General features: G+C 49.5%; 18 protein-coding genes. 11 read left to right on the top strand and 7 right to left on the bottom strand.

Annotated features, from left to right (window positions below; genetic code table 11):
- Positions 1–21 precede the first annotated feature (21 nt).
- Both ACYVAM_RS16495 and ACYVAM_RS16490 read right to left on the bottom strand, forming a co-directional pair.
- Positions 22–441 carry a LytR/AlgR family response regulator transcription factor gene (locus ACYVAM_RS16495; protein ID WP_461068883.1) on the bottom strand — a complete coding sequence of 140 codons (420 nt, stop codon included), beginning with the start codon at positions 439–441 and terminating at the stop codon, positions 22–24.
- Between the two features lie 242 nt (positions 442–683).
- Positions 684–1115: a LytR/AlgR family response regulator transcription factor gene (locus ACYVAM_RS16490; protein ID WP_461068881.1), complete on the bottom strand. Its 432-nt coding sequence runs from the start codon at positions 1113–1115 to the stop codon at positions 684–686.
- A gap of 365 nt (positions 1116–1480) precedes the next feature.
- Between ACYVAM_RS16490 and pheS the strand changes: the two genes are divergently transcribed.
- From pheS to ACYVAM_RS16470, 4 genes are all read left to right on the top strand, one after another.
- Positions 1481–2521, top strand: coding sequence for a phenylalanine--tRNA ligase subunit alpha (gene pheS / locus ACYVAM_RS16485; protein WP_461068879.1), 1041 nt, complete (start codon positions 1481–1483; stop codon positions 2519–2521).
- An 86-nt stretch (positions 2522–2607) separates the two neighbouring features.
- Positions 2608–3831: an exodeoxyribonuclease VII large subunit gene (locus ACYVAM_RS16480; RefSeq protein WP_461068877.1), complete on the top strand. Its 1224-nt coding sequence runs from the start codon at positions 2608–2610 to the stop codon at positions 3829–3831.
- 71 nt (positions 3832–3902) lie between these two features.
- Complete coding sequence (gene xseB, locus ACYVAM_RS16475; protein ID WP_046376117.1) at positions 3903–4091, top strand: exodeoxyribonuclease VII small subunit; 189 nt, start codon at positions 3903–3905, stop codon at positions 4089–4091.
- Positions 4092–4240: 149 nt separating this feature from the next.
- Positions 4241–5587 carry a DUF937 domain-containing protein gene (locus ACYVAM_RS16470; protein ID WP_461068874.1) on the top strand — a complete coding sequence of 449 codons (1347 nt, stop codon included), beginning with the start codon at positions 4241–4243 and terminating at the stop codon, positions 5585–5587.
- 58 nt (positions 5588–5645) lie between these two features.
- Here ACYVAM_RS16470 and ACYVAM_RS16465 read toward each other — a convergent pair whose 3' ends face one another.
- A complete protein-coding gene (locus ACYVAM_RS16465; RefSeq protein WP_461068872.1) occupies positions 5646–6206 on the bottom strand; it encodes a DUF4136 domain-containing protein in 561 nt (186 codons plus the stop codon).
- Between the two features lie 152 nt (positions 6207–6358).
- Here ACYVAM_RS16465 and ACYVAM_RS16460 point away from each other — a divergent pair, with 152 nt between their 5' ends.
- The 5 genes from ACYVAM_RS16460 (at position 6359) to ACYVAM_RS16440 (ending at position 12710) form a co-directional block, all read left to right on the top strand.
- Complete coding sequence (locus ACYVAM_RS16460; protein WP_461068870.1) at positions 6359–7441, top strand: SDR family NAD(P)-dependent oxidoreductase; 1083 nt, start codon at positions 6359–6361, stop codon at positions 7439–7441.
- A 68-nt stretch (positions 7442–7509) separates the two neighbouring features.
- On the top strand, positions 7510–8460 hold the full coding sequence (locus ACYVAM_RS16455; RefSeq protein WP_461068868.1) for a tryptophan-rich sensory protein: 951 nt from the start codon (positions 7510–7512) through the stop codon (positions 8458–8460).
- A gap of 213 nt (positions 8461–8673) precedes the next feature.
- A complete protein-coding gene (gene tnpA, locus ACYVAM_RS16450) occupies positions 8674–9159 on the top strand; it encodes an IS200/IS605 family transposase (RefSeq protein WP_461069629.1) in 486 nt (161 codons plus the stop codon).
- A 489-nt stretch (positions 9160–9648) separates the two neighbouring features.
- On the top strand, positions 9649–12270 hold the full coding sequence (clpB, locus tag ACYVAM_RS16445) for an ATP-dependent chaperone ClpB (protein ID WP_461068866.1): 2622 nt from the start codon (positions 9649–9651) through the stop codon (positions 12268–12270).
- A 224-nt stretch (positions 12271–12494) separates the two neighbouring features.
- Entirely contained in the window at positions 12495–12710 is a 216-nt protein-coding gene (locus ACYVAM_RS16440; protein ID WP_461068864.1) for a hypothetical protein, read from the top strand.
- A gap of 6 nt (positions 12711–12716) precedes the next feature.
- Here the strand turns inward: ACYVAM_RS16440 and ACYVAM_RS16435 are convergent, their stop codons facing one another.
- The gene (locus tag ACYVAM_RS16435; protein WP_461068862.1) at positions 12717–13490 is read right to left on the bottom strand and encodes a M48 family metallopeptidase; all 774 of its coding nucleotides are present in this window, start codon (positions 13488–13490) and stop codon (positions 12717–12719) included.
- Positions 13491–13750: 260 nt separating this feature from the next.
- Between ACYVAM_RS16435 and ACYVAM_RS16430 the strand changes: the two genes are divergently transcribed.
- Positions 13751–14152 (top strand): Dabb family protein, encoded by a 402-nt coding sequence (locus tag ACYVAM_RS16430; RefSeq protein WP_461068861.1) that lies wholly within the window; start codon positions 13751–13753, stop codon positions 14150–14152.
- A 60-nt stretch (positions 14153–14212) separates the two neighbouring features.
- Here ACYVAM_RS16430 and ACYVAM_RS16425 read toward each other — a convergent pair whose 3' ends face one another.
- On the bottom strand, positions 14213–15679 hold the full coding sequence (locus ACYVAM_RS16425) for an MFS transporter (protein WP_461068859.1): 1467 nt from the start codon (positions 15677–15679) through the stop codon (positions 14213–14215).
- A 159-nt stretch (positions 15680–15838) separates the two neighbouring features.
- Here ACYVAM_RS16425 and ACYVAM_RS16420 point away from each other — a divergent pair, with 159 nt between their 5' ends.
- Positions 15839–16987 (top strand): acetamidase/formamidase family protein, encoded by a 1149-nt coding sequence (locus tag ACYVAM_RS16420; RefSeq protein ID WP_461068857.1) that lies wholly within the window; start codon positions 15839–15841, stop codon positions 16985–16987.
- A gap of 39 nt (positions 16988–17026) precedes the next feature.
- Here ACYVAM_RS16420 and ACYVAM_RS16415 read toward each other — a convergent pair whose 3' ends face one another.
- On the bottom strand, positions 17027–17461 hold the full coding sequence (locus ACYVAM_RS16415) for a hypothetical protein (protein WP_461068855.1): 435 nt from the start codon (positions 17459–17461) through the stop codon (positions 17027–17029).
- Between the two features lie 75 nt (positions 17462–17536).
- Complete coding sequence (locus ACYVAM_RS16410; RefSeq protein WP_461068853.1) at positions 17537–19201, bottom strand: ArnT family glycosyltransferase; 1665 nt, start codon at positions 19199–19201, stop codon at positions 17537–17539.
- Between the last annotated feature and the right edge of the window lie 235 nt (positions 19202–19436).

Here is a 19436-nt window from a genome sequence, read left to right as displayed (position 1 = left end):
GTATGCCCTATTTATGAATGTCTAGTTCAACAACTTGAGCCAGTATTGAGCCAGTCGTTGGGTGATATCTTTCATGCGCCGACGAGAAATTGCCACTTCCCGGCCATCGGCCATCCGTACCTGCCGTTCGCGATTAAAGATATTCCGCTGAACGTAGGCCAGATTAACAATGTATGATTTATGAATGCGCAGAAATAGTGAGCTATCCAGCGTTTTTTCGAACTCTTTCAGGGTTTTCGATACCAGGTAACGTTTTCGGTCGCGGGTATGCAGAAATGTATAATTCCCCTCTCCCTGTAAACACAGAATGTCGTCGACTGAAATAAAAATTGTACGGTTCAAATAAGGTAGCGCAATGCGTTGGGTACCACGCTGGTAAGTGCTTGGAAATTGTGGAACAACGGCCAGTGGTTGTACAGAGGAGAAAATCGAAGCTTCCATGGTAGAGAATAGTTTTGGTTCAGTGTTTATGATGAAACAAAACTACTTTATGAGAGCTGGTTCAAAAAAAATAGCCTGATTAACAAGGGCTATCCGATAAAGATAACCAATTGCTGATCAGGCTATTACGTTAATTTTAGAGCACAGGTTCGAGTGAATTTACCCAACCTATTGCGTAAAACTACGTAGTGGGCGCGCGTGTTATTTACGGCCACTTTTTGGGGAAAATCCACTTCAATTGATTAACTCACGGCAACTGGCCGGAAATCGCGAATGCGGTCAACAAATACCTGAGCCCGACGGCGGGAAATTTTTACTTGCTGACCGTCTGTCAATTCAAGCTCACCTTCTTTCTTGATAAAAAACTTACGAACAAATCCCAGATTTACAATACAGGATTTGTGCACCCGAACGAACGCCTGTCCATCAAGTAATGTTTCATATTCTTTTAAGGTACGGGAAACCAGCATTTTTGTCCCGTCTTTTAAAAAGAAATTTGTGTAATTGCCACAGCCTTCCAGGCGAACGATTTCATCGACAGATACGGTACGTTTCCGATCATAAAATGGGATGAGTAGCTTCTGCAGACAGGTAGAATCGGCAATTTTTTCCACACTATTGTGGAAAGGTCTGGACATACTATCAAAGAGGGAGTCGTTAACGAATGCGTTCATAGTCGTTTTATGAGATGATTGTGTATTAATAGTTAGAGGCTGACGTTCAGATACTTATTGCACTATTCCGGGGTTCGAAACGGCTCCCTATATCCTCTGTCGTACTAACTATAGTTACAAGAATCAGACCTAGTTATTAAAACTCACCTCTAAAGGTTAATATCCTTTAGATAACCCCTTATTATACAGCAACCATTTGCCGATTAATCAACAAATGAGAACGCCACTTCAGGCAATTTTATACTTAGACATATGTTAAGGATTGTGTATTAAAAACCCCAATTGATTTTCCTCCGCTTTAGAGGTCCCCTGCTCTCCTGAGTTTTGCGTACCTTTGTCAAAGCAAGTAGTGAAACACGTAGCGTATGCTGGATAAAGTAAAAGACCTACACCAGGAAATTAAGCAATTCGACATCAACACACCGGAGCAACTGGAACTGTTCCGGATGAAATTCATAAGCCGTAAAGGTGTTATTACGGAGCTGTTCGAAGGCCTTAAAAGCGTTCCACAAGCCGACCGGCGGACGGTTGGGCAAGAGCTTAACGGCCTAAAAAATCTGGCTCAGGAACGGTTTGAGACATATAGTCAACTCATGGATGAGCAACGGGCCTCGGCGATTAGCGCCCCTCCCGTTGACCTTACCCTACCAACTATACCGAACCCAACCGGCACACAGCATCCATTAAGCCTGGTTCGGCAGCGAATTATTCAGATTTTCGAACGCATTGGCTTCAACGTAGCCGACGGTCCCGAAATCGAGTCGGACTGGTACAACTTTGGCGCCCTCAATTTTCCCGACAATCACCCGGCCCGCGACATGCAGGACACGTTCTTTGTCGAGAAAACCTCCGAAGGGTCATCCTCGGACATGTTGCTTCGTACGCATACCTCCAATGTGCAGATTCGATTGATGGAAAGGCAGAAGCCTCCTATTCGGTCCATCATGCCGGGTCGGGTATACCGCAATGAAACCATTTCGGCGCGGGCGCACTGCATGTTCCACCAAGTGGAAGGCATTTATATTGATCGCAACGTAGGTTTCAAAGACCTGAAAGACACGCTCTATCATTTTGTGAAGGAGATGTTTGAACCCGGAACCCAGATTCGTTTCCGGCCTTCTTACTTTCCATTTACCGAGCCGAGTGCCGAGATTGACATATCCTGTCAGATCTGCGGAGGCAAAGGCTGTAACATTTGCAAGCATACAGGCTGGGTCGAAATTGCCGGTTCGGGCATGGTTGATCCGCAAGTGATTGCCAACTGTGGCATCGATCCGGAAGAGTATACGGGCTTTGCCTTCGGCATGGGGATTGAGCGCATCACCCAGTTGAAATATGTAGTGAACGATCTGCGGCTCTACACCGAAAACGATGTGCGCTTCCTGCGCCAGTTTGAAGGGCTTTAAATCAATTTTGAGTAACTGAGTAATTGAGTGATTGAATAACTATGGGTGCCAGTTATTCAATCACTCAGTCACTCACTCATTCCGTTATGTCTCCCATTCGCCTTTCTGATTTAGCATTTACGCTTGAAGCCGTCGTTGACGAAGCGTTCGGCCAAAAGGCTGTGTGGGTCGTGGCCGAAACCAGCGATATAAAAAACTATCCTGACCGGGGTTACTGCTTTCTAACGCTAGTGGAGCGGGATACGGCGGGCGGATCTGGTCGGGAAACACTGGCTAAACTCGATGCCGCTATCTGGCGAAAAAATTACCACGCCATCGGCGATTTTGAGCGGGCAACAGGCATAGCGTTTGCCCGAAACATTCAACTGCTGCTGCTGGTATCGGTGAGCTTTAGCCCGGTATATGGCTTGCGGCTGGAGATTCTGAAAATTGACCCGTCCTATACGCTGGGCAATCTCGAACGAGAACGGCAAACCGTACTCGATACGCTCGTCAAGAACCACCCGGATCTGGTTTGGCTCGAAGCCGGGCAATACATAACCGCCAACCAGCTTCTCCCCCGTCCGGCTGTTATCCAACGCGTGGCACTCATTACGGCCCCTAACTCGGATGGCTGGCGCGACTTCCGCCATGAGCTTACCCAGAATCCATTCGGCTATGACTTTGTCGTGGACGAATACCTGACGCAGGTTCAGGGACAGGGTGCCGAACGGGCTATTTGTGGCCAGCTCGCCCGTATTGAGACCAGCGGTATACCGTATGATGCCGTTGTTATTGTGCGGGGGGGGGGCTCGCAACTGGATTTCGGCTCATTTGATACGTATCTGATGGGGCAAACAGTGGCCGGATTCACGATTCCGATTCTGGCGGGTATCGGCCATGAGCGCAACGTAAGCATCACCGATTTACTTTGCCACCAGAGTGTGAAAACGCCCACCAAAGCCGCTGGCTTTTTAGTTGAACACAACCGCCAGTTCGAAGAAACCTGCCTTCAATTACGAGATCGCCTGCGCGTGATTGCCCGCGATACATTACAGGCAGCCCGCGAGGATCTGGATCGTGAAACAGAGCGCCTTCGGTTCGTTTCACAGACATATTTCCGCGAATGTCATACAAACCTTACGGAGAAAGCAGTTACCTTACGGCATCTGGACCCGTCAAATGTACTACGTCGTGGCTATGCGCTGTTGCTTCGTAATGGGCGAATTTTAACTCAATCCGCCGATGTTCAACTGGATGAAACACTTGAGGTACAAATGCGTGATGGCACCATCATAACGAAAGTCATTGGTTTACAAAAAGCACCATAAGCGTCTGTAGACCCTAAACGGCAGCCTCGCTATTGCGGACTGTCCTATCATTTTTTTTCGGACAAGAACAAATGACTTACCAGGAAGCGTACGACCAGCTCAGCACGCTGGTTTACGAAATAGAAAACGAGGAGGTTCCCCTTGATGAGTTACCCGGAAAGATTCGGTTAGCGACGGAACTGATCACCTTTTGTCAGGATCGGCTCCGGGCGGTTGAAACGGAATATCAGGAAGTTATCGAGCGACTGCCCAAGCGCTAAGACGCGGAATTTATTAGCGCCCTATGTGTAACCTTTGCCAAACCTTACCTAATTTTAAGCCCGGGGTCAATATACTAAGGTGCTCAGCGTCGTTTTAGGGTATGAGGTAATAGACAGCACCATTTTTTGCCTGATCGAGTCGTTATTCTATGAATTTATTTGCCAATCTATCTACTGTTTTCAATCCGGAGGTTTTGTCGCGTATTGCCGATTACATCGACGAGCCAATCGAAAAAACCAGCAAAGCCGTTGATGGCCTTGTGTATACAATAATGGGTGGACTGATGAAACGCACAACGAGTGAGATTGGCGTCAATCAGTTATATAACCATATCCAGAAGGGCCGTTATGACGGCGCTTCTCTCGATAGTCTGGTTACGGTTCTGCGGGATCCCGCTTATACAAACACGCTCATTACACAGGGCAATGATGTGATAAGCCATTTGTTGCCCGCCATGAAAAGCTCGATCGGCAGCATGATTTCGAGCTATGCCGGTATCCGTAATTCATCCGCTATTTCATTGCTGGGCTTAACAACCACTATTGTTCTTCATGTACTTGGCAAACAGGTAAAGGATCAAAAACTGGATGCCGACGGCTTAGCCACCGCCCTTTTTGCCGAGCGGGAGACCCTGGTCAATAATGTTCCCGAAGAGTTCATGCCCCGGCTGGTTGAAAAAGTTGGCCTTCAGCAGGTGATAGCCGGATTGGCCACACCCGCCCGACGCACAGCGGTCGAATCATCAGGTCGGACTGTTCCTACCGCCACACGTCCGGCCATTAGTTATGACCTTACTGACGATTCGGATAACGATAGTGGGGCATTGACCAAATGGGGCGTTGGGGCGCTCATCGCCGTAGCGCTTGCTTTTGGTGGTTATTACCTCTATCAAAATACCCAAAAATATTCGAACGGCGGGCAAGACTCGACCGATGTTGCCTCCGTTTCAACCGATACGCTTCAAGCCGATACCGTGACCCGGTCGCTTGCTGTGCCGAAAGAGCCGGTCGCTAAAACAGCACCAAAATCAACGTCAGCCGTTCCGGCTTCCCTGTCAGCTACACCAGGCAGCACAAGTCTGGCTGCGGCTACTGGTACCGGCAGTCTGGCCCAGGAAATGACGCCCTATCTGGGTAACGCAGCATTACCCAAAGGGCGGGTATTTCCCTTAACGGGTGTCGTTTTCCAGCCAGGGTCGTTGTCGATGACACCCGGCTCCCAGGCAGCCGTCACCGAATTAGCTACATTACTAAAAACCTATCCCCAGTTGCAGGTATTGCTGGTTGGCTACGCGAACGATGCGCAAGGCGGTTTCACCAATAAAAGCCTGTCGTTCAAACGGGTCAATATAATAAAACAGCAACTGGTAACATCCGGCATCAACTTCCAGCGAATCGACGCTATTGGAAAGGGTACAGGCGTTGCAAAAAACGATACGGCAGGTCCCCCGAAGCCTACCATGCGCAAGATTATGCTGAAAGTCGTTTCGAAATAAATGACACACATACGGGTAAACAAAAACGGCTCCTCTGGCAACAGAGGAGCCGTTTTAGCTAGGACGCCTTTCCGGGAAATTTGCTAAATACTTTACCAACCGCTTCATTGATCTGTTCGGGCGTCACGCCTTTCTTGCTCAGTATACTCGATACGGCAGCATCCCAAAGCAAATTCTCCCGTCTGGAATCAACGATGTGTAAACTGAGTGTCCCTTCCCGATACGTACCAACCGGTACCTCCTGGCTTTGCCAGTGATACCGACGCTGCCCAATATAGCGCGGAGCTTCATAGATGGTGGTTGGGCGCGTCTGCGTTTTTTCATTGACAACCGTACCAATATTTACCAGCAAATCGGGCTGGCCTGATGTGGAGCCTTCACTCACTTGTTGATACCCTCGGTTAACCATCTCCATCGCAACAGCTCGCTTTACCTGCTCCATCGTTGCCTGATAGGTCGTGCCGGGATTTGGGTCGATCCGGCTGGTATCAATAAACGCAAACGTTCGGTACGTTGACCAGTTCGCGGAGTTATCCTGTTCATTTTTAACGATCCGGTAGCTGGAGCAGCCTGCAGCTACCCCCAGAAACACAATCAGAAGACCAACAACTGTTTTCATAATGGCTCAATTTGTGACTTATGAACGTCCGATAAAGCCATTTTGTGTTAAAAACTTAGACACTGGACTATAGTCAAACATGGGCTGTTGAAACAACTTTCGATGGTTGCAGTTCCATAAGGGTGCGTAAACTCCACTAACTAATTACACGTATGAATCCAGAAACAGGAAAAACTGCTCTTATCACTGGGGCTTCCAGCGGAATCGGTCAGGAACTGGCCAAACTCTTTGCACAGGATGGCTACAACTTGGTTTTAGTAGGCCGTAGTGACGACAAACTGGATCGGCTGGGCGAAGTCTTTAAGAGTAATTATGGCACCCAGCAAATTACGGTCATTCATAAAGATCTGGCCCAGGAAGATGCCGCTCAAGATGTGTATGATCAGATAAAAGCCAAAGGCATCACCGTCAATGTTCTGGTCAACGATGCGGGCGTTGGTCTTTATGGCCTGTTTGCTACCGACACCGATTGGGAGCGCGAAAAGTCGATGATTCACCTCAACGTGCTATCATTAACACAAATGACGAAGTTGTTTTTATATGATATGCTGGCGCGTAATGAAGGTAGAATTCTGAATCTGGCCTCGCTCCTATCCATTACACCATCACCGTTGATGGCTGTTTATGCAGGCACTAAAGCCTACGTATACAACTTCACCCAGTCGCTGGTAAACGAGTTGAAAGATACCAACGTGACCATTACGGCCCTTTTGCCAAATGCGACAGATACGGATTTTTTCAACAAAGCCGATGCCGAGAACACGAAAGTAACCGACGAATTGCAGGACCCCGTCATGGTGGCTCAAGCAGGTTATGATGCGCTTATGGCGGGTAAGCCTAAAATAGTGCCCGGTGGCTTCAAGAATAAATCGTATGAGATTATGGCTTATGTGGCCCCGCAAGAAACACTGGCCGCGCTGATGCGCGACAAGATGTCGCAAAAACCGGAGCCCGAAGAAAAAGAGGCCTCTATATCACTAGCCTGGGGTATTGGATTCGGTATCGCAGTCATTGCGGGTATCGCCCTGACGATTGGCTATAAAAATACCAGCGACTTCCAGAAAGCCCGGTACCGATATAAGGCTAAATCAATAGGCGATTCGCTATCGGACACGCTGTCTTCGGCATTGAATACGGCCGTAAGTAGCGTTGTTGATGCTTATCAGACGACAAAAGAGAAAGCACAGAAACTCGCCGATAAGGAAGAAGATCTACAAGAAGAAGTCGTTGCGTAAATTAGCTAACCACCGCAATCAGGTTTCTCAAACCTGATTGCGGTGCATTTACTTCCGCTCAATTTATCATGAAAAACTCATCGTTTTGGCGTATTGCAACGGCTGTTTTTGCCGTTGGCAGCATAATCTATACAACAGCGTCCAGCAGCCGCTCCCGGCAGCAGAGTAAGGAACGGCATGAAGCCGGTCAGGGAGGCTCTGAATATGAGTATGACGTACCGGTCGAATACGAGAATGTATTCGAGAAAAATATGATCGTGCCGGCAGGCTGGTCGTTTGGCGTCGTATGGTCTACGGTCTACTCCGGTCTGGCAGCCCTAATGGTTCATCAGACATTACGGTCACAGGAGAATAACCCGCGCTATGAGAAGGCATTACCCTGGTGGTGGACGAGCTGGACGCTCAACGCCATTTTTGGCCGTTTCTTTTCGCAGAACGATCCACGGAGCATTGTCATTTCTGATCTTGTTACGAAGTTCAATTTACCGGCGGCCCTGGCCCTGCATCAGAGCCTGGAAATTGGCAAAACCGATGTTCCTGCTCCCGAAAAGTACCTTCGCATTCCCGTCAGTCTTTATGCGGGCTGGCTTACTACAGCCACGGTGGTGGGCACGCCCAACACGTTGCTGACGGTCAATGCCTGGGAGCCGGACGAAGAACGGGATGAGCCTATATCAGCCGGTATTCTTTTGGCCACGGCTGGAGCGGGTTACCTGATTGCCCGTCGACTCAACGACCCCTGGTACATGCTACCGTTTGTAGCAGGATTTGGGGGTATTGCTACGCGTCAGCTTAAAAAGGAGCCGGTTGTTGGCTGGACGGGTGCTATTCTGGCGGCTGCCTACGCAGGCCTGCTTGCGTATTGGCTACCGAAAGGTAAATTTCACGAATACGACCGAATTGTCGTTCACGATAACGAAGCGGAAGTACTGGCTGACCCTGTCGAAACCTGGGAGCCACACAGTACCGCCATTGCCAGGGAACGAATGAAACCGATTGAAGCCGAAGGGCTTGATTAATACGAAAGCCGCCTAAGTAGGGCGGCTTTTTTCGTTAAACTCGACCCCAAGTGTAAGTATGCTATCAGGACGCTACTAGCCGGACTGAAAAAGCATTCTTATCATCAGACTATTTTTCCAGCAATAACTACGTCCGGATAAATTATACTCGACCTCTTTCTGATGCTTTTTGCTGAATACGACGTCTCACAGACTTTACTTACTAGTCAGGCAATGGCAAATACATATACTCAATCATATGTGCAGATCGTCTTCGCTGTTCGAGGTCGTCAGAATTTAATTCCAAAACGTCACAAAGAAGAACTACAGCAATTCATCACCGGCGTAGTGCAGAAACGGGGGCAAAAGTTGTTAGCGATAAATACGATGCCAGACCATGTCCATCTCTTTATTGGCTTTACTCCCACCATTATACTTTCAGACTTAGTACGCGATGTTAAAGCATCCTCATCAAAATTCATCAAAGAAAAAAGATGGAAACTACCGTTTGCCTGGCAGGAAGGCTACGGTGCATTTATCTACGGTCAATCTCAGGTTAAAGATGTAATACAGTATGTATTGAATCAAGAACAGCATCACCGAAAATACTCATTTAGAGAGGAGTATTTTATGTTTCTTAAAAGGTTTGACGTGCCCTATGACCCAAAATATGTCTTTGAATTTTATGATCAGACAGAACAACCTGATGAACTTGTTTGATATTATATGCCCGGTTTCTAAGCCACTTAGTGGCGACCTGTCAATAGCACACGCCTAGCCTCTTGCAGTTATAACGCCATAGGTGCGGCCTATTCAGCGTTTTCGGGCCGCTCCTAACGGAGCTAGAAAATATAGGCTCATAGCACTGGCTATTGACAGGTCGCCACTACGTGGCTTAGAAATTGGTTAATCTAAATTTTCACTGTTGGTAGGCTCCTAACAGGATGGCTGATAGAGGATTTACTATCTATTCATATTGACGTGCAACGCCAACAATCCCTTTGTACTTGGGCGTTAGTTCGTTTCTTCTTTCCTACTTTTAGTAAGTCCAAGCAACGACATAATGTCGCATATTTGATCAAAAAGCGCACTTTTCCCGCCAAAATGTCTGAAAAACCAGCCCGGCCCGTGATTTGTTAGTATAGTGTCATCTAGTAAACAATCAAGTCGAACCGGCTAACCGGAACGAGATAACCACCCTATACCATCATGGACTTTAAGAATTACACCATAAAAGCACAGGAGGTCGTGCAGAAGGCGTCGGAGATCGCCCTCGGCAACGGCCAGCAAGGGATTGAAACCGGTCACCTGCTTCAGGCAATACTGTCAGAAGATGAGAACGTTATTGGCTTCATTGCCAAGAAAACAGCCATCAATTTAAAAAATACCAGCAGTGCCCTGGAGGCTATCCTGACCACCTACCCTAAGGTTTCGGGAGGAAACGGTAGCGTGTACTTATCGAATGATACGGCCGCTGCGCTGGCCAAAGCCAGCAGTTATACCAAAGAATTCGGCGACGAATTTGTGAGTGTCGAGCTGATGTTTTTGGGACTAATGGCCGGTAAAGACCAAATTGCAACGTTATTAAAAGATGCCGGTTTCAATGAGAAACAAACGAAAGCGGCAATCAACGAACTTAGAAAAGGAAATTCGGTGAAAGATCAGAACGCAGAAGCTAAATATCAATCGCTGGAACGGTTCAGCGTCAATCTGAACGAACGGGCCCGAACGGGCAAGATTGACCCGGTCATTGGCCGTGATGAAGAGATTCGGCGGGTGCTGCAAATTTTGAGCCGCCGAACCAAAAATAACCCGATCTTGCTGGGCGAACCGGGCGTTGGTAAAACCGCCATCGTCGAAGGTCTGGCCCAACGAATCGTGTCGGGTGACGTTCCGGAAAACCTGAAAACCAAAACTATCGTCTCGCTCGATATGGGCCTGCTCATTGCGGGTGCCAAATACAAAGGTGAGTTTGAAGAACGGTTGAAGGCTGTTATTAAGGAAGTGACGGACTCCGATGGCCAGATTATTCTATTCATCGACGAGATTCACACACTAATTGGGGCGGGTGCCGGTGGCGAAGGCGCGATGGATGCAGCCAACCTGCTGAAACCAGCCCTGTCGCGGGGTGAACTGCACACCATTGGGGCCACCACGCTGAAAGAGTATCAGAAATACATTGAGAAAGATAAGGCGCTCGAACGCCGGTTCCAGGCCGTTATGGTCGACGAGCCGGACATGGCCGATGCCATTTCGATTCTGCGCGGTATCAAAGAAAAATACGAACTGCACCATGGGGTTCGGATCAAAGACGATGCGGTCATTGCCGCCGTTGAGCTGTCGACACGCTACATAACTGATCGTTTTCTGCCCGATAAAGCCATTGACCTGATGGACGAAGCGGCCGCCAAACTGCGTCTGGAAATGGATTCGGTTCCCGAAGAACTCGATGAACTGAACCGCCGGATCATGCAGTTGGAAATTGAGCGCGAGGCTATCCGGCGTGAAAATGACAAGGAGAAGGAAACGCTGCTCAACAAGCAGATCGAAGACCTAAGCGAACAACGCAACGGCCTGAAAGCCAAATGGGAGTCGGAGAAAGAATCGGTTAACGAAGGCCGGACGCTGAAAGAACAACTCGACCAGCTTCGCTTTGAAGCTGACCAGGCCGAACGTTCCGGCGATTATGGTAAAGTTGCCGAGATCCGCTACGGTCGTATACCGGAAATTGAAGCGAAGCTCAACACGCTCGCCAAAGAAGGAACGAGCCAGGATAATTCCGAGCGAATGATGCAGGAAGAGGTTAGCGCCGACGATATTGCCGAAGTAGTCGCGAAATGGACTGGCATTCCGATATCGAAAATGCTGCAAAGCGACCGCGAGAAATTGCTCAACCTGGAGAAAGAACTGGGCAAACGCGTTGCCGGTCAGGCCGAAGCCATTGAGGTGGTGGCCGACGCCGTTCGTCGGAGTCGGGCTGGTATGCAGGACCCCAAACGGCCGATCGGCTCGTTTATCTTCCTGGGTACCACGGGTGTTGGTAAAACCGAAGTGGCCCGAACGCTGGCCGAATACCTGTTCAACGATGAGAATGCGCTGGTGCGTATCGATATGTCGGAGTACCAGGAACGCCACGCCGTGAGCCGGTTGATTGGTGCCCCTCCGGGATATGTGGGCTACGATGAAGGTGGTCAATTGACCGAAGCCGTTCGTCGGAAACCCTATTCAGTCGTGCTGCTTGACGAAATTGAAAAAGCACACCCCGATGTCTGGAACATCCTGTTACAAGTGCTCGACGAAGGTCGCTTAACGGACAACAAAGGCCGTGTCGCCAACTTCAAGAACACGATCATCATCATGACCTCCAACATCGGCAGCCACCTGATTCAGGAGAAATTTACGGAGGATGAAGGCTGGAACCACTCGCTGGTCTTGGAAGAAGCCAAAGCAGCCGTTCTGGAGTTGTTACGGCAAACAATACGCCCCGAATTCCTGAACCGGATCGACGAGATCGTGATGTTCGAGCCGCTGACAAAAGCGAACATTCGCAAGATTGTGGACATTCAGTTCCGTCAGATCAAGCAGCGCCTGAACGAAAATGGCGTCCAGCTCGATGCCACCGACGAAGTGCTGGACAAGCTGGGTGAAGAAGGATTCGATCCACAGTTTGGTGCCCGTCCGCTGAAACGCGTGTTGCAACGCCGGGTACTCAACGAACTCTCGAAGAGCATCCTCTCGGGTCAAGTCAAAAAAGACTCCGTTGTGCTGATGGAGCTCAATAGCGACGGTGAGATTGCCTTTACGAATCTGGACGCAGAGATTGAGCTGTAATTTATAGATAGAGAGAAGCCCGGCTACTGAAAAGTGGCCGGGCTTTTTTATTTACATCGCTTCATTACTCTGGATAGCTTTGCACGGTAACGCTGAAAAATACAAGCATCGAAACTATAAACGCGGGTAGCCGCTAGGAAAGTGGTAGTTTAACCGATGATTTCAAGGCAATCCAAAGCATACATCTCGATGAGGACTGAATTAATTATCGCCAAAAATAACCTATGCCAAAACACGAGTTTAAAGTGAATGACTGGGTAACGCTAGCCGACGAGGAAGCTGCCAGAGAGCAACAAGCCGCCAACCCCGATATTGACTGGCCAGTACCCGTCATCAGTCAGTATGGCGAGCGCGTTCATTGCTGGAACAGCCATCGGCGCGAATTTACCATTACGCTTAGCGCTACTGAAATACGGAAGGTAGACCCGCCGAAAACGTGAATCCGGTTACTTCAACAAGCCATCTCGCCGGGCGCGATCCCGAACACGTTGAGCGCGGCTCTGGCTATCGGGGTGGGTCGAGACGATCGAGGCTAGCTTGCCACCCTGCGCCCCACCGCCCAGCTTCGCCAGTTTCTCAAACGAGGTAGCCAGTGCCATCACGTTGTATCCATTGCGCTTCAGGAAGTCATAGCTGTAATCGTCTGCTTCGGTTTCCTGCTGGCGACTGAATTTGGCGCTTATCAGGTAATCCGCCACATCACCCAATTGCGACTGAGCAATTTTCCCGACTGTCCCCGACCGTGACGCAATTCCCGTGCGAAGAGCCGACAGTTGAAGGCCTCTTTTCATCGCATCTTTAGAATCATGGTTGATTACGTGGCCAATTTCATGACCCATGATAGCCAGTAACTCATTGTCGGTCATGATGTCCATGAGGCCTTTGAAAACACGCACGCTGCCATCAGCGGTGGCAAACGCATTAACATCAGTCACCTTATACACTTTATAATTGAGCGGTAGGCCGCCCATCGTCTGGTGACGGCTAACGATTTTATTGAGTCGTAGCGTGTAAGGGTCATTGGCTGCAGCTACGGGATTTTTGGCATCCATTTCTTTGATGGCCTGGCGCGATAGGTCGGCCACCTGAGCGTCGGAAACGGTAGCTGAGCTAACCGCCTGCATTAATGCCTGCATCAGGCTAGGACTTGTATTTGTTTGAGCCTGGCTGATGAACGGTAGCCAGACGGTGACAAAAATTAGCGATGCGATACGTTTCATAACTTGAGTTTTTGAGTGAATAAAGGGCAATTAATGGTAACAAATTCATTCTATAGACAGGCCAAACGCCTAAAAGTTTAGTATAAGGATAGAATAGGGCTCGTTTGTAGTCTTAAATAGCTCTATTCTTTGATCGGAATAACCTTATGAACTGCTTTTCCATACTGATTTTCAGCCGAATTTGCCTAAAGCTAAATCGTTTGGCATTTTTGCTTCCGAAACGAATCGTTTTGTCGTAAATCCAATAACCAGATTAATACATGAAAGAGCAATCGCGGAGAAGCTTTGTCAAAAAAAGTGTTGCGGCCGGGTTAGGGGCCGGGCTACCCTCTGTTACAAATGCGCCAAAGGAAATATTTGTCCACCACGTGCTGTTTTACTTAAAAAACCCTGGTAATGAAGCAGATAAAGCCAAGCTGTTGGAAGGCTTGAACAAACTGGCTAAATGTCCTACCATCAAAATGGTCAACATCGGTACTCCCGCAGCGACGAACCGTGATGTCATCGAACGGTCTTATGCCTACTCATGGCTGTGTTTTTTCGACAGCCCCGCCGACGAAGAAGCGTATCAGAAACACCCTATCCACGATGATTTCCGCAAGAACTATGCATCGCTCTGGGAAAAGGTCGTCATCTATGATTCGATAGGGCCAAAACGCTAGCCTGCTTTCGACTGGATGTCTGTAGCTTTTCAGTAGCTTCTGCGGACATCCAGTCGAAGATTAAGCAGCCATATCCACCGGTTGCCCATCGGTAGTGGTGACAGCCGCAGGTTGAGTGCTCTTACCACGGGTTAGCGAAATAAGGGCTCCGGTCAGCACCAGGCCTGCCATTGTGAGATAGGCGTAGTGCATACCCAGCAGTTGAGCCGCTGTGGCTTCGGGCGTTACTTCGTGCGCCAGTGCGTACCGATTGCGGGTACTATACCAGACCGCAGCGGCCAGCGCAATACCAACCACAAACCCTAGGTTGCGCATAAACGCAATCATGCTGCTGGCAATACCGCGCTGCTCTAATGGGGCGGCATTAAGGGCACTGCTGCTGTTGGGCGACTGAAATAACCCAAAACCCAGACTCACAAGCGCACTTCGCCAGATAACATCTTGCCAGGCCCAATTGGCATCCAGAAAAGAAAAGGCAAAATAGCCGATTGCCGTAATCAGTAGACCAAAACTGGATAACCATCGGGTACTGATACGACTGGAAAGATAGCCACCCAGGGGAGCAATGACACTGAGTGTTAATGGGCCCGCTAATAAAACCAGCCCAGCCCGCTCAGGATTGAAGGCCAGTATCTGCTGCAAAAAGAAAGGAATCACGAACAGATTTCCTCCCGAAGCGATGAATCCGCAGAAAGCGGCCAGAATAGCGGCTGTAAACGGCCGGATGCGAAATAGGCTGAGTCGTAGCATGGGCTCACTGACCCGCATTTCCCAGATCAAAAAAAGGACCAGCAGAATACCACCAACCGACAGCAATCCAATAACGAGTGTATTATCCCAGCCGTAGCGAGGCTCCGGTCCGAAGTCCAGCCCGGTGAGTAAGGTGGTCACCCCAACCAGAAAGAGCCCCGCGCCAACCAGATCGAACCGTTGATTCGTTTCTTTAGGGCTTTCGGGTAATATTGTCCACGCCCGCCAAATAGCCAGCAAGCCAATAGGAACGTTCACAAAAAATATACTTGACCAGCCAAATTTACCGAGCAAAAAACCACCGATCACAGGCCCCGCGCTGGAACCAGCCGCCACGATGGAACCCATCAGCCCTAAAGCCTGCCCCCGCTCCTGAGGAGCAAATGTATCGCTGATTATAGCCGGGCCAACGGCGTAGATCATGGATGCGCCGATCCCCTGAAGCACCCGAAACCCCACCAGCGACCAAAGATCCCAGGCTAACCCGCACAGCAACGACCCGAGCACGAACACGCAGAAACCCGTAATATATAACTGCCGGCGGCCAACCCAGTCCGATAGTTTGCCCATAATCAGGAGCGTACTGGTCGTTGTCAGCAGGTAACACAACACAATCCACTCCACGCTGTCGCCAGCGCCCAGCTCCCGGCGGATGGTGGGCAGAGCAATGTTGACAATGCTACTGTCGAGCGTGGACATGAACGTACCAAACATGATCGTTCCCAGAATAATCCACTTATTGGGAGAAGACGAAGCAGTAGTTGAAACAGGCGGCACAGACACAGGAAAATCAGGTTAATTCGGGAACGTAACTGGCTACATAAACCGGTTGTTCAGGAGCAGGTACGATAATTCCGCCAGAATCGCAGACGTACGCACCAATTGCCGGTCTATTTCCTATCTTACTACACGCATTCAACAGGCCGATACAACCTCATGAAAACATCCCGACGTACTTTTTTACAAAAGACCAGCCGAAATGGACTGGCCCTTCTCTCAACAGGCGGTCTGGCTACCGAAACTGTACTCAATCCCAAAATATCCAGCAGTACCTTATCGACCGACGCTGCGGCTAAAGCTCCCCTAAAACCCGATCATGTTGTTCGCTCGTTACCCGAAAATATGGTCTGGGGCTACTTCGGGGCAGATGTGCCACCGGTCTATAAAGTAAACGATGGCGATATTGTTGAAATTCAGACCGTCAATCCGTCGGGCGTGAGCCGGACGAACCCGGAAGAGTTCTATACCAAAAATAACTTACCTCTCGATCAGCACGCTCAGGAAGTCATTGCCATTATGAAAACCGTGAAACCCGAGCCGTCGGGCATTCGCGGGCACATGCTCACCGGTCCCGTTTACATTGATGGCGCGCAGCCCGGCGACAGTCTCGAAATCCGAATCCTCGATCTGACTTTTCCGGCGGGCTTTGGCGTTAATAGCGTCTGGCCGGGTGGAGGTGGTATTCCCGACGAGGTTAAAACCCGCGAAACATTTGTTTATCGGTACGATGCCAAACGAAAAACGGGTTCGTTGAAGGAAGGCGTCGACATTCCACTTAAGCCATTTATGGGCGTTATGGCGCTATCGCCACCCGCCGATATGGGTCGCCAAAGTTCGATTCCACCGGGGTTTTTCGGGGGCAATCTGGATATCAAGCATTTGGTCAAAGGCACAACGTTGCACCTACCTGTTTCAGTGCCGGGCGGGCTGTTCACAACGGGCGACGGTCATGGCGCACAGGGCAATGGTGAAGTAAGTGGCGTAGCGATAGAAACGGCTCTCAACCTCACCGTCAAGTTCATTGTTCACAAAGGCAAAACGCTGAAACAGCCACGGGCCGAAACGCCAACCCACTTTATTGCCGTTGGCCTGGATAAAGACCTGAACAAAGCGATGAAAAACGCCCTCTCAGAAGCCTGCGCCTTTATTAAGGAGGAGTTGGGCTTTACCTTCAACGAAGCGCTGTCCATTGCCAGCACGGGCGTCGATTTTGAAGTTAGTCAGGTAGTTGATCAGACATTGGGGGTTCATGCGATGATTCCCAAGTCGATCTTTACAAAAAAGAAATTTGCGTATTGGTCTTGATGTAACGCGGATCGCACGGGCGCCCCGATCCTGTCCGTGTTACTTGGCCACAACCTGCACAACGTACGTTCGAAGCGGCTGTCCGCTTCCGGTGGCATTCATTGGTTTGGCGGAGAAAATAACGTTTGCCGTCCCTACCGTAACGCCTTTTATCTGAAACACTGTCGGACCACCGCCCGTCCGTTTCAGGGTGTCGACGGCGGGAGCAAGTTGCTGCCGGGAAACTTCCACAACTTCCTGATTGTCTGATGTACCGATCAGCTCGACTGAGTTATCCCCGCGGCTTGGAACCGAAATTTCTTTAATTTCTCCAACGGAAACCCGGAGTTTTTTTTGAGAACCCGTACCCGACTGGCTACTTTTACTACAGGCAAAAAGGCTGGCTGCCAGGCAAAAAACCAACATGAAGGGTATCGCCCGAAGGAGCCAGATGCGGGAGAACAATATAGAGGATAAAGTCGTTGGGGTCGTCATACCGATATAACTGGCTGGCGACCCCAACGGTTTAAATCTAGCCCTTCTTGATTCGTTCAAGTTAATGATTAGTGCTTACTTTGCTTTTCGCTGATAGAAAACAAACCCGTTTTCTTCACCCGTTTTCCGGACATCAGGTAATGAATCGAGCAGGGTGGGTTGCTCGCTGGCTTTGCGAATGAACAACACATCTTTGTCTATTCGACCCCGTAAAAGCCATTCGTCATTATAAGAGTTGGGATTCGTGACCGGCGGTTTCCGGGTGTAGAAATAAGGACCATAACTATGGTACCCATAGGTGTGCACATAGACGTTCTGCCCCTGGGATCGTTCAAAAAAACGCATGGCCGCGTCCTGCGAAATTCCTTCGATCCGGCCAATAAAAAACCAGAGTGTCAGGGTAATGAAGACAGCCATCCCCCCGAAAAGCGTTAATGATGCACGGGCTGTCTCACGCTGATTGAACCAGATGATTGCCAGCACCAGTATGACCAGCAACCATATACCTGGCAATACTTCCCAGCCTGTCCAGTTCACCTTGGCGTCCAGATTACCCTGCGTAAACGCATCCTGATCGGCATACGACTTGACAATATCCATCCGATGCGCCAGAATGGGCAAGCCAACAATGGCCGTTACGTAAATACCACCAACCACAAGCAAGCCTGCCCGCATCCAGTTGTTGAACTGAATTTTGCGTTCCTCCAATTGCATCAGCGTCAGGGCGGCAAAGTACGTTAAGGGGAAATAACACAAGGATGAATAGTGGACGATTTTCGACTGCACAATGCTGAACAGCACCAGCACGACCCAGAACAGAATGAGCATCCATTTGCGAAACTCCCGCTGGTAATTCCGCTCGATAAACAGCGACCCGAAGGCCCGGATGCCGAAGATGGATGCCGGAAAACAACCCACTAGCAGAATAATGACGTGATAGGCAGGAAAGCCTACGTGACCCGCATCGGGTGTGCTGAACAGCCGGAACTGATACGCCAGAAAGTTACGCATCAACTCCGGGCCGTGCAGGAAAATATCCAGCCCATACCACGACAGCGATACGAAGGCCGCAGCCACTGAAAAAGCCAGAAATTGTATCGGAGAAATAAACCACCGAAATCGGCTCAACATCCAGTAAACCAACAACACCAGACACACGATGAGGTAGGCTACCGGCCCTTTGGTCATAATTCCCAGGCCCAGCACCAGGCCACCGATCAGAATGTAGGACCACTCATTTTTGGGCACCGTCATGGCGCCACCCAGGCGTTCCCGTTTCCAGGACGCAAAGATCAGGTTGACTAAACCGACAAAAATAAACAGGTTGAAAAAGGGGTCGATAATGCCCGAACGAAAATACAGATGGGGCGTTACGGAGCCCAGGTAAGCCAGCGCCCACAACCAGCCAAACCGATGGCCATGTAGCTTTTGGCCGAGGTGATAAAGATAAACCAGCGTGATAATACCACAAATGGCATTGGGTAGCCGGGCCGAAAATTCATTGATGCCGAAGAGGTTCATCATGGCCGCCTGAAACCAGAAAAACAACGGTGGCTTTTCGTAAAATGGCTTGAAATCTATATGAACGTGCAGATAATCACCTAAGGCAATCATTTCACGGGCGCACTCGGCAAAATTAATTTCGTCCCAGTCGAAAAGGCGAACGCCCCCCAAAAACGGGATAAAGAACAAGGCCCCTGTTACGACCAGCACCAACGAATAAAAAAGTTTTTGATTCATTAAGGAAGTATAAAATGTCAATAATGAGCTCCTTTCCCTAGGAAAGAACGCGTAAAAATAGCCGAAAAAAGATTGCCGGGATTACCGATATTCGCGCCGACAAGTCAGTTTATGGTTTTTGAGTTCGGCGTATCCTGACTCCGTAGTTTGTGGCGGCACCAGCCTCCCGACCGGATGGCAACGTTGGCTGACGGGCAAACAGTCTGTGGAGATTCAGGCCGCAGCACGCCCAAAA

Source organism: Spirosoma horti (assembly GCF_054776595.1).
This window is presented reverse-complemented; position numbering and strand designations above follow the sequence as displayed.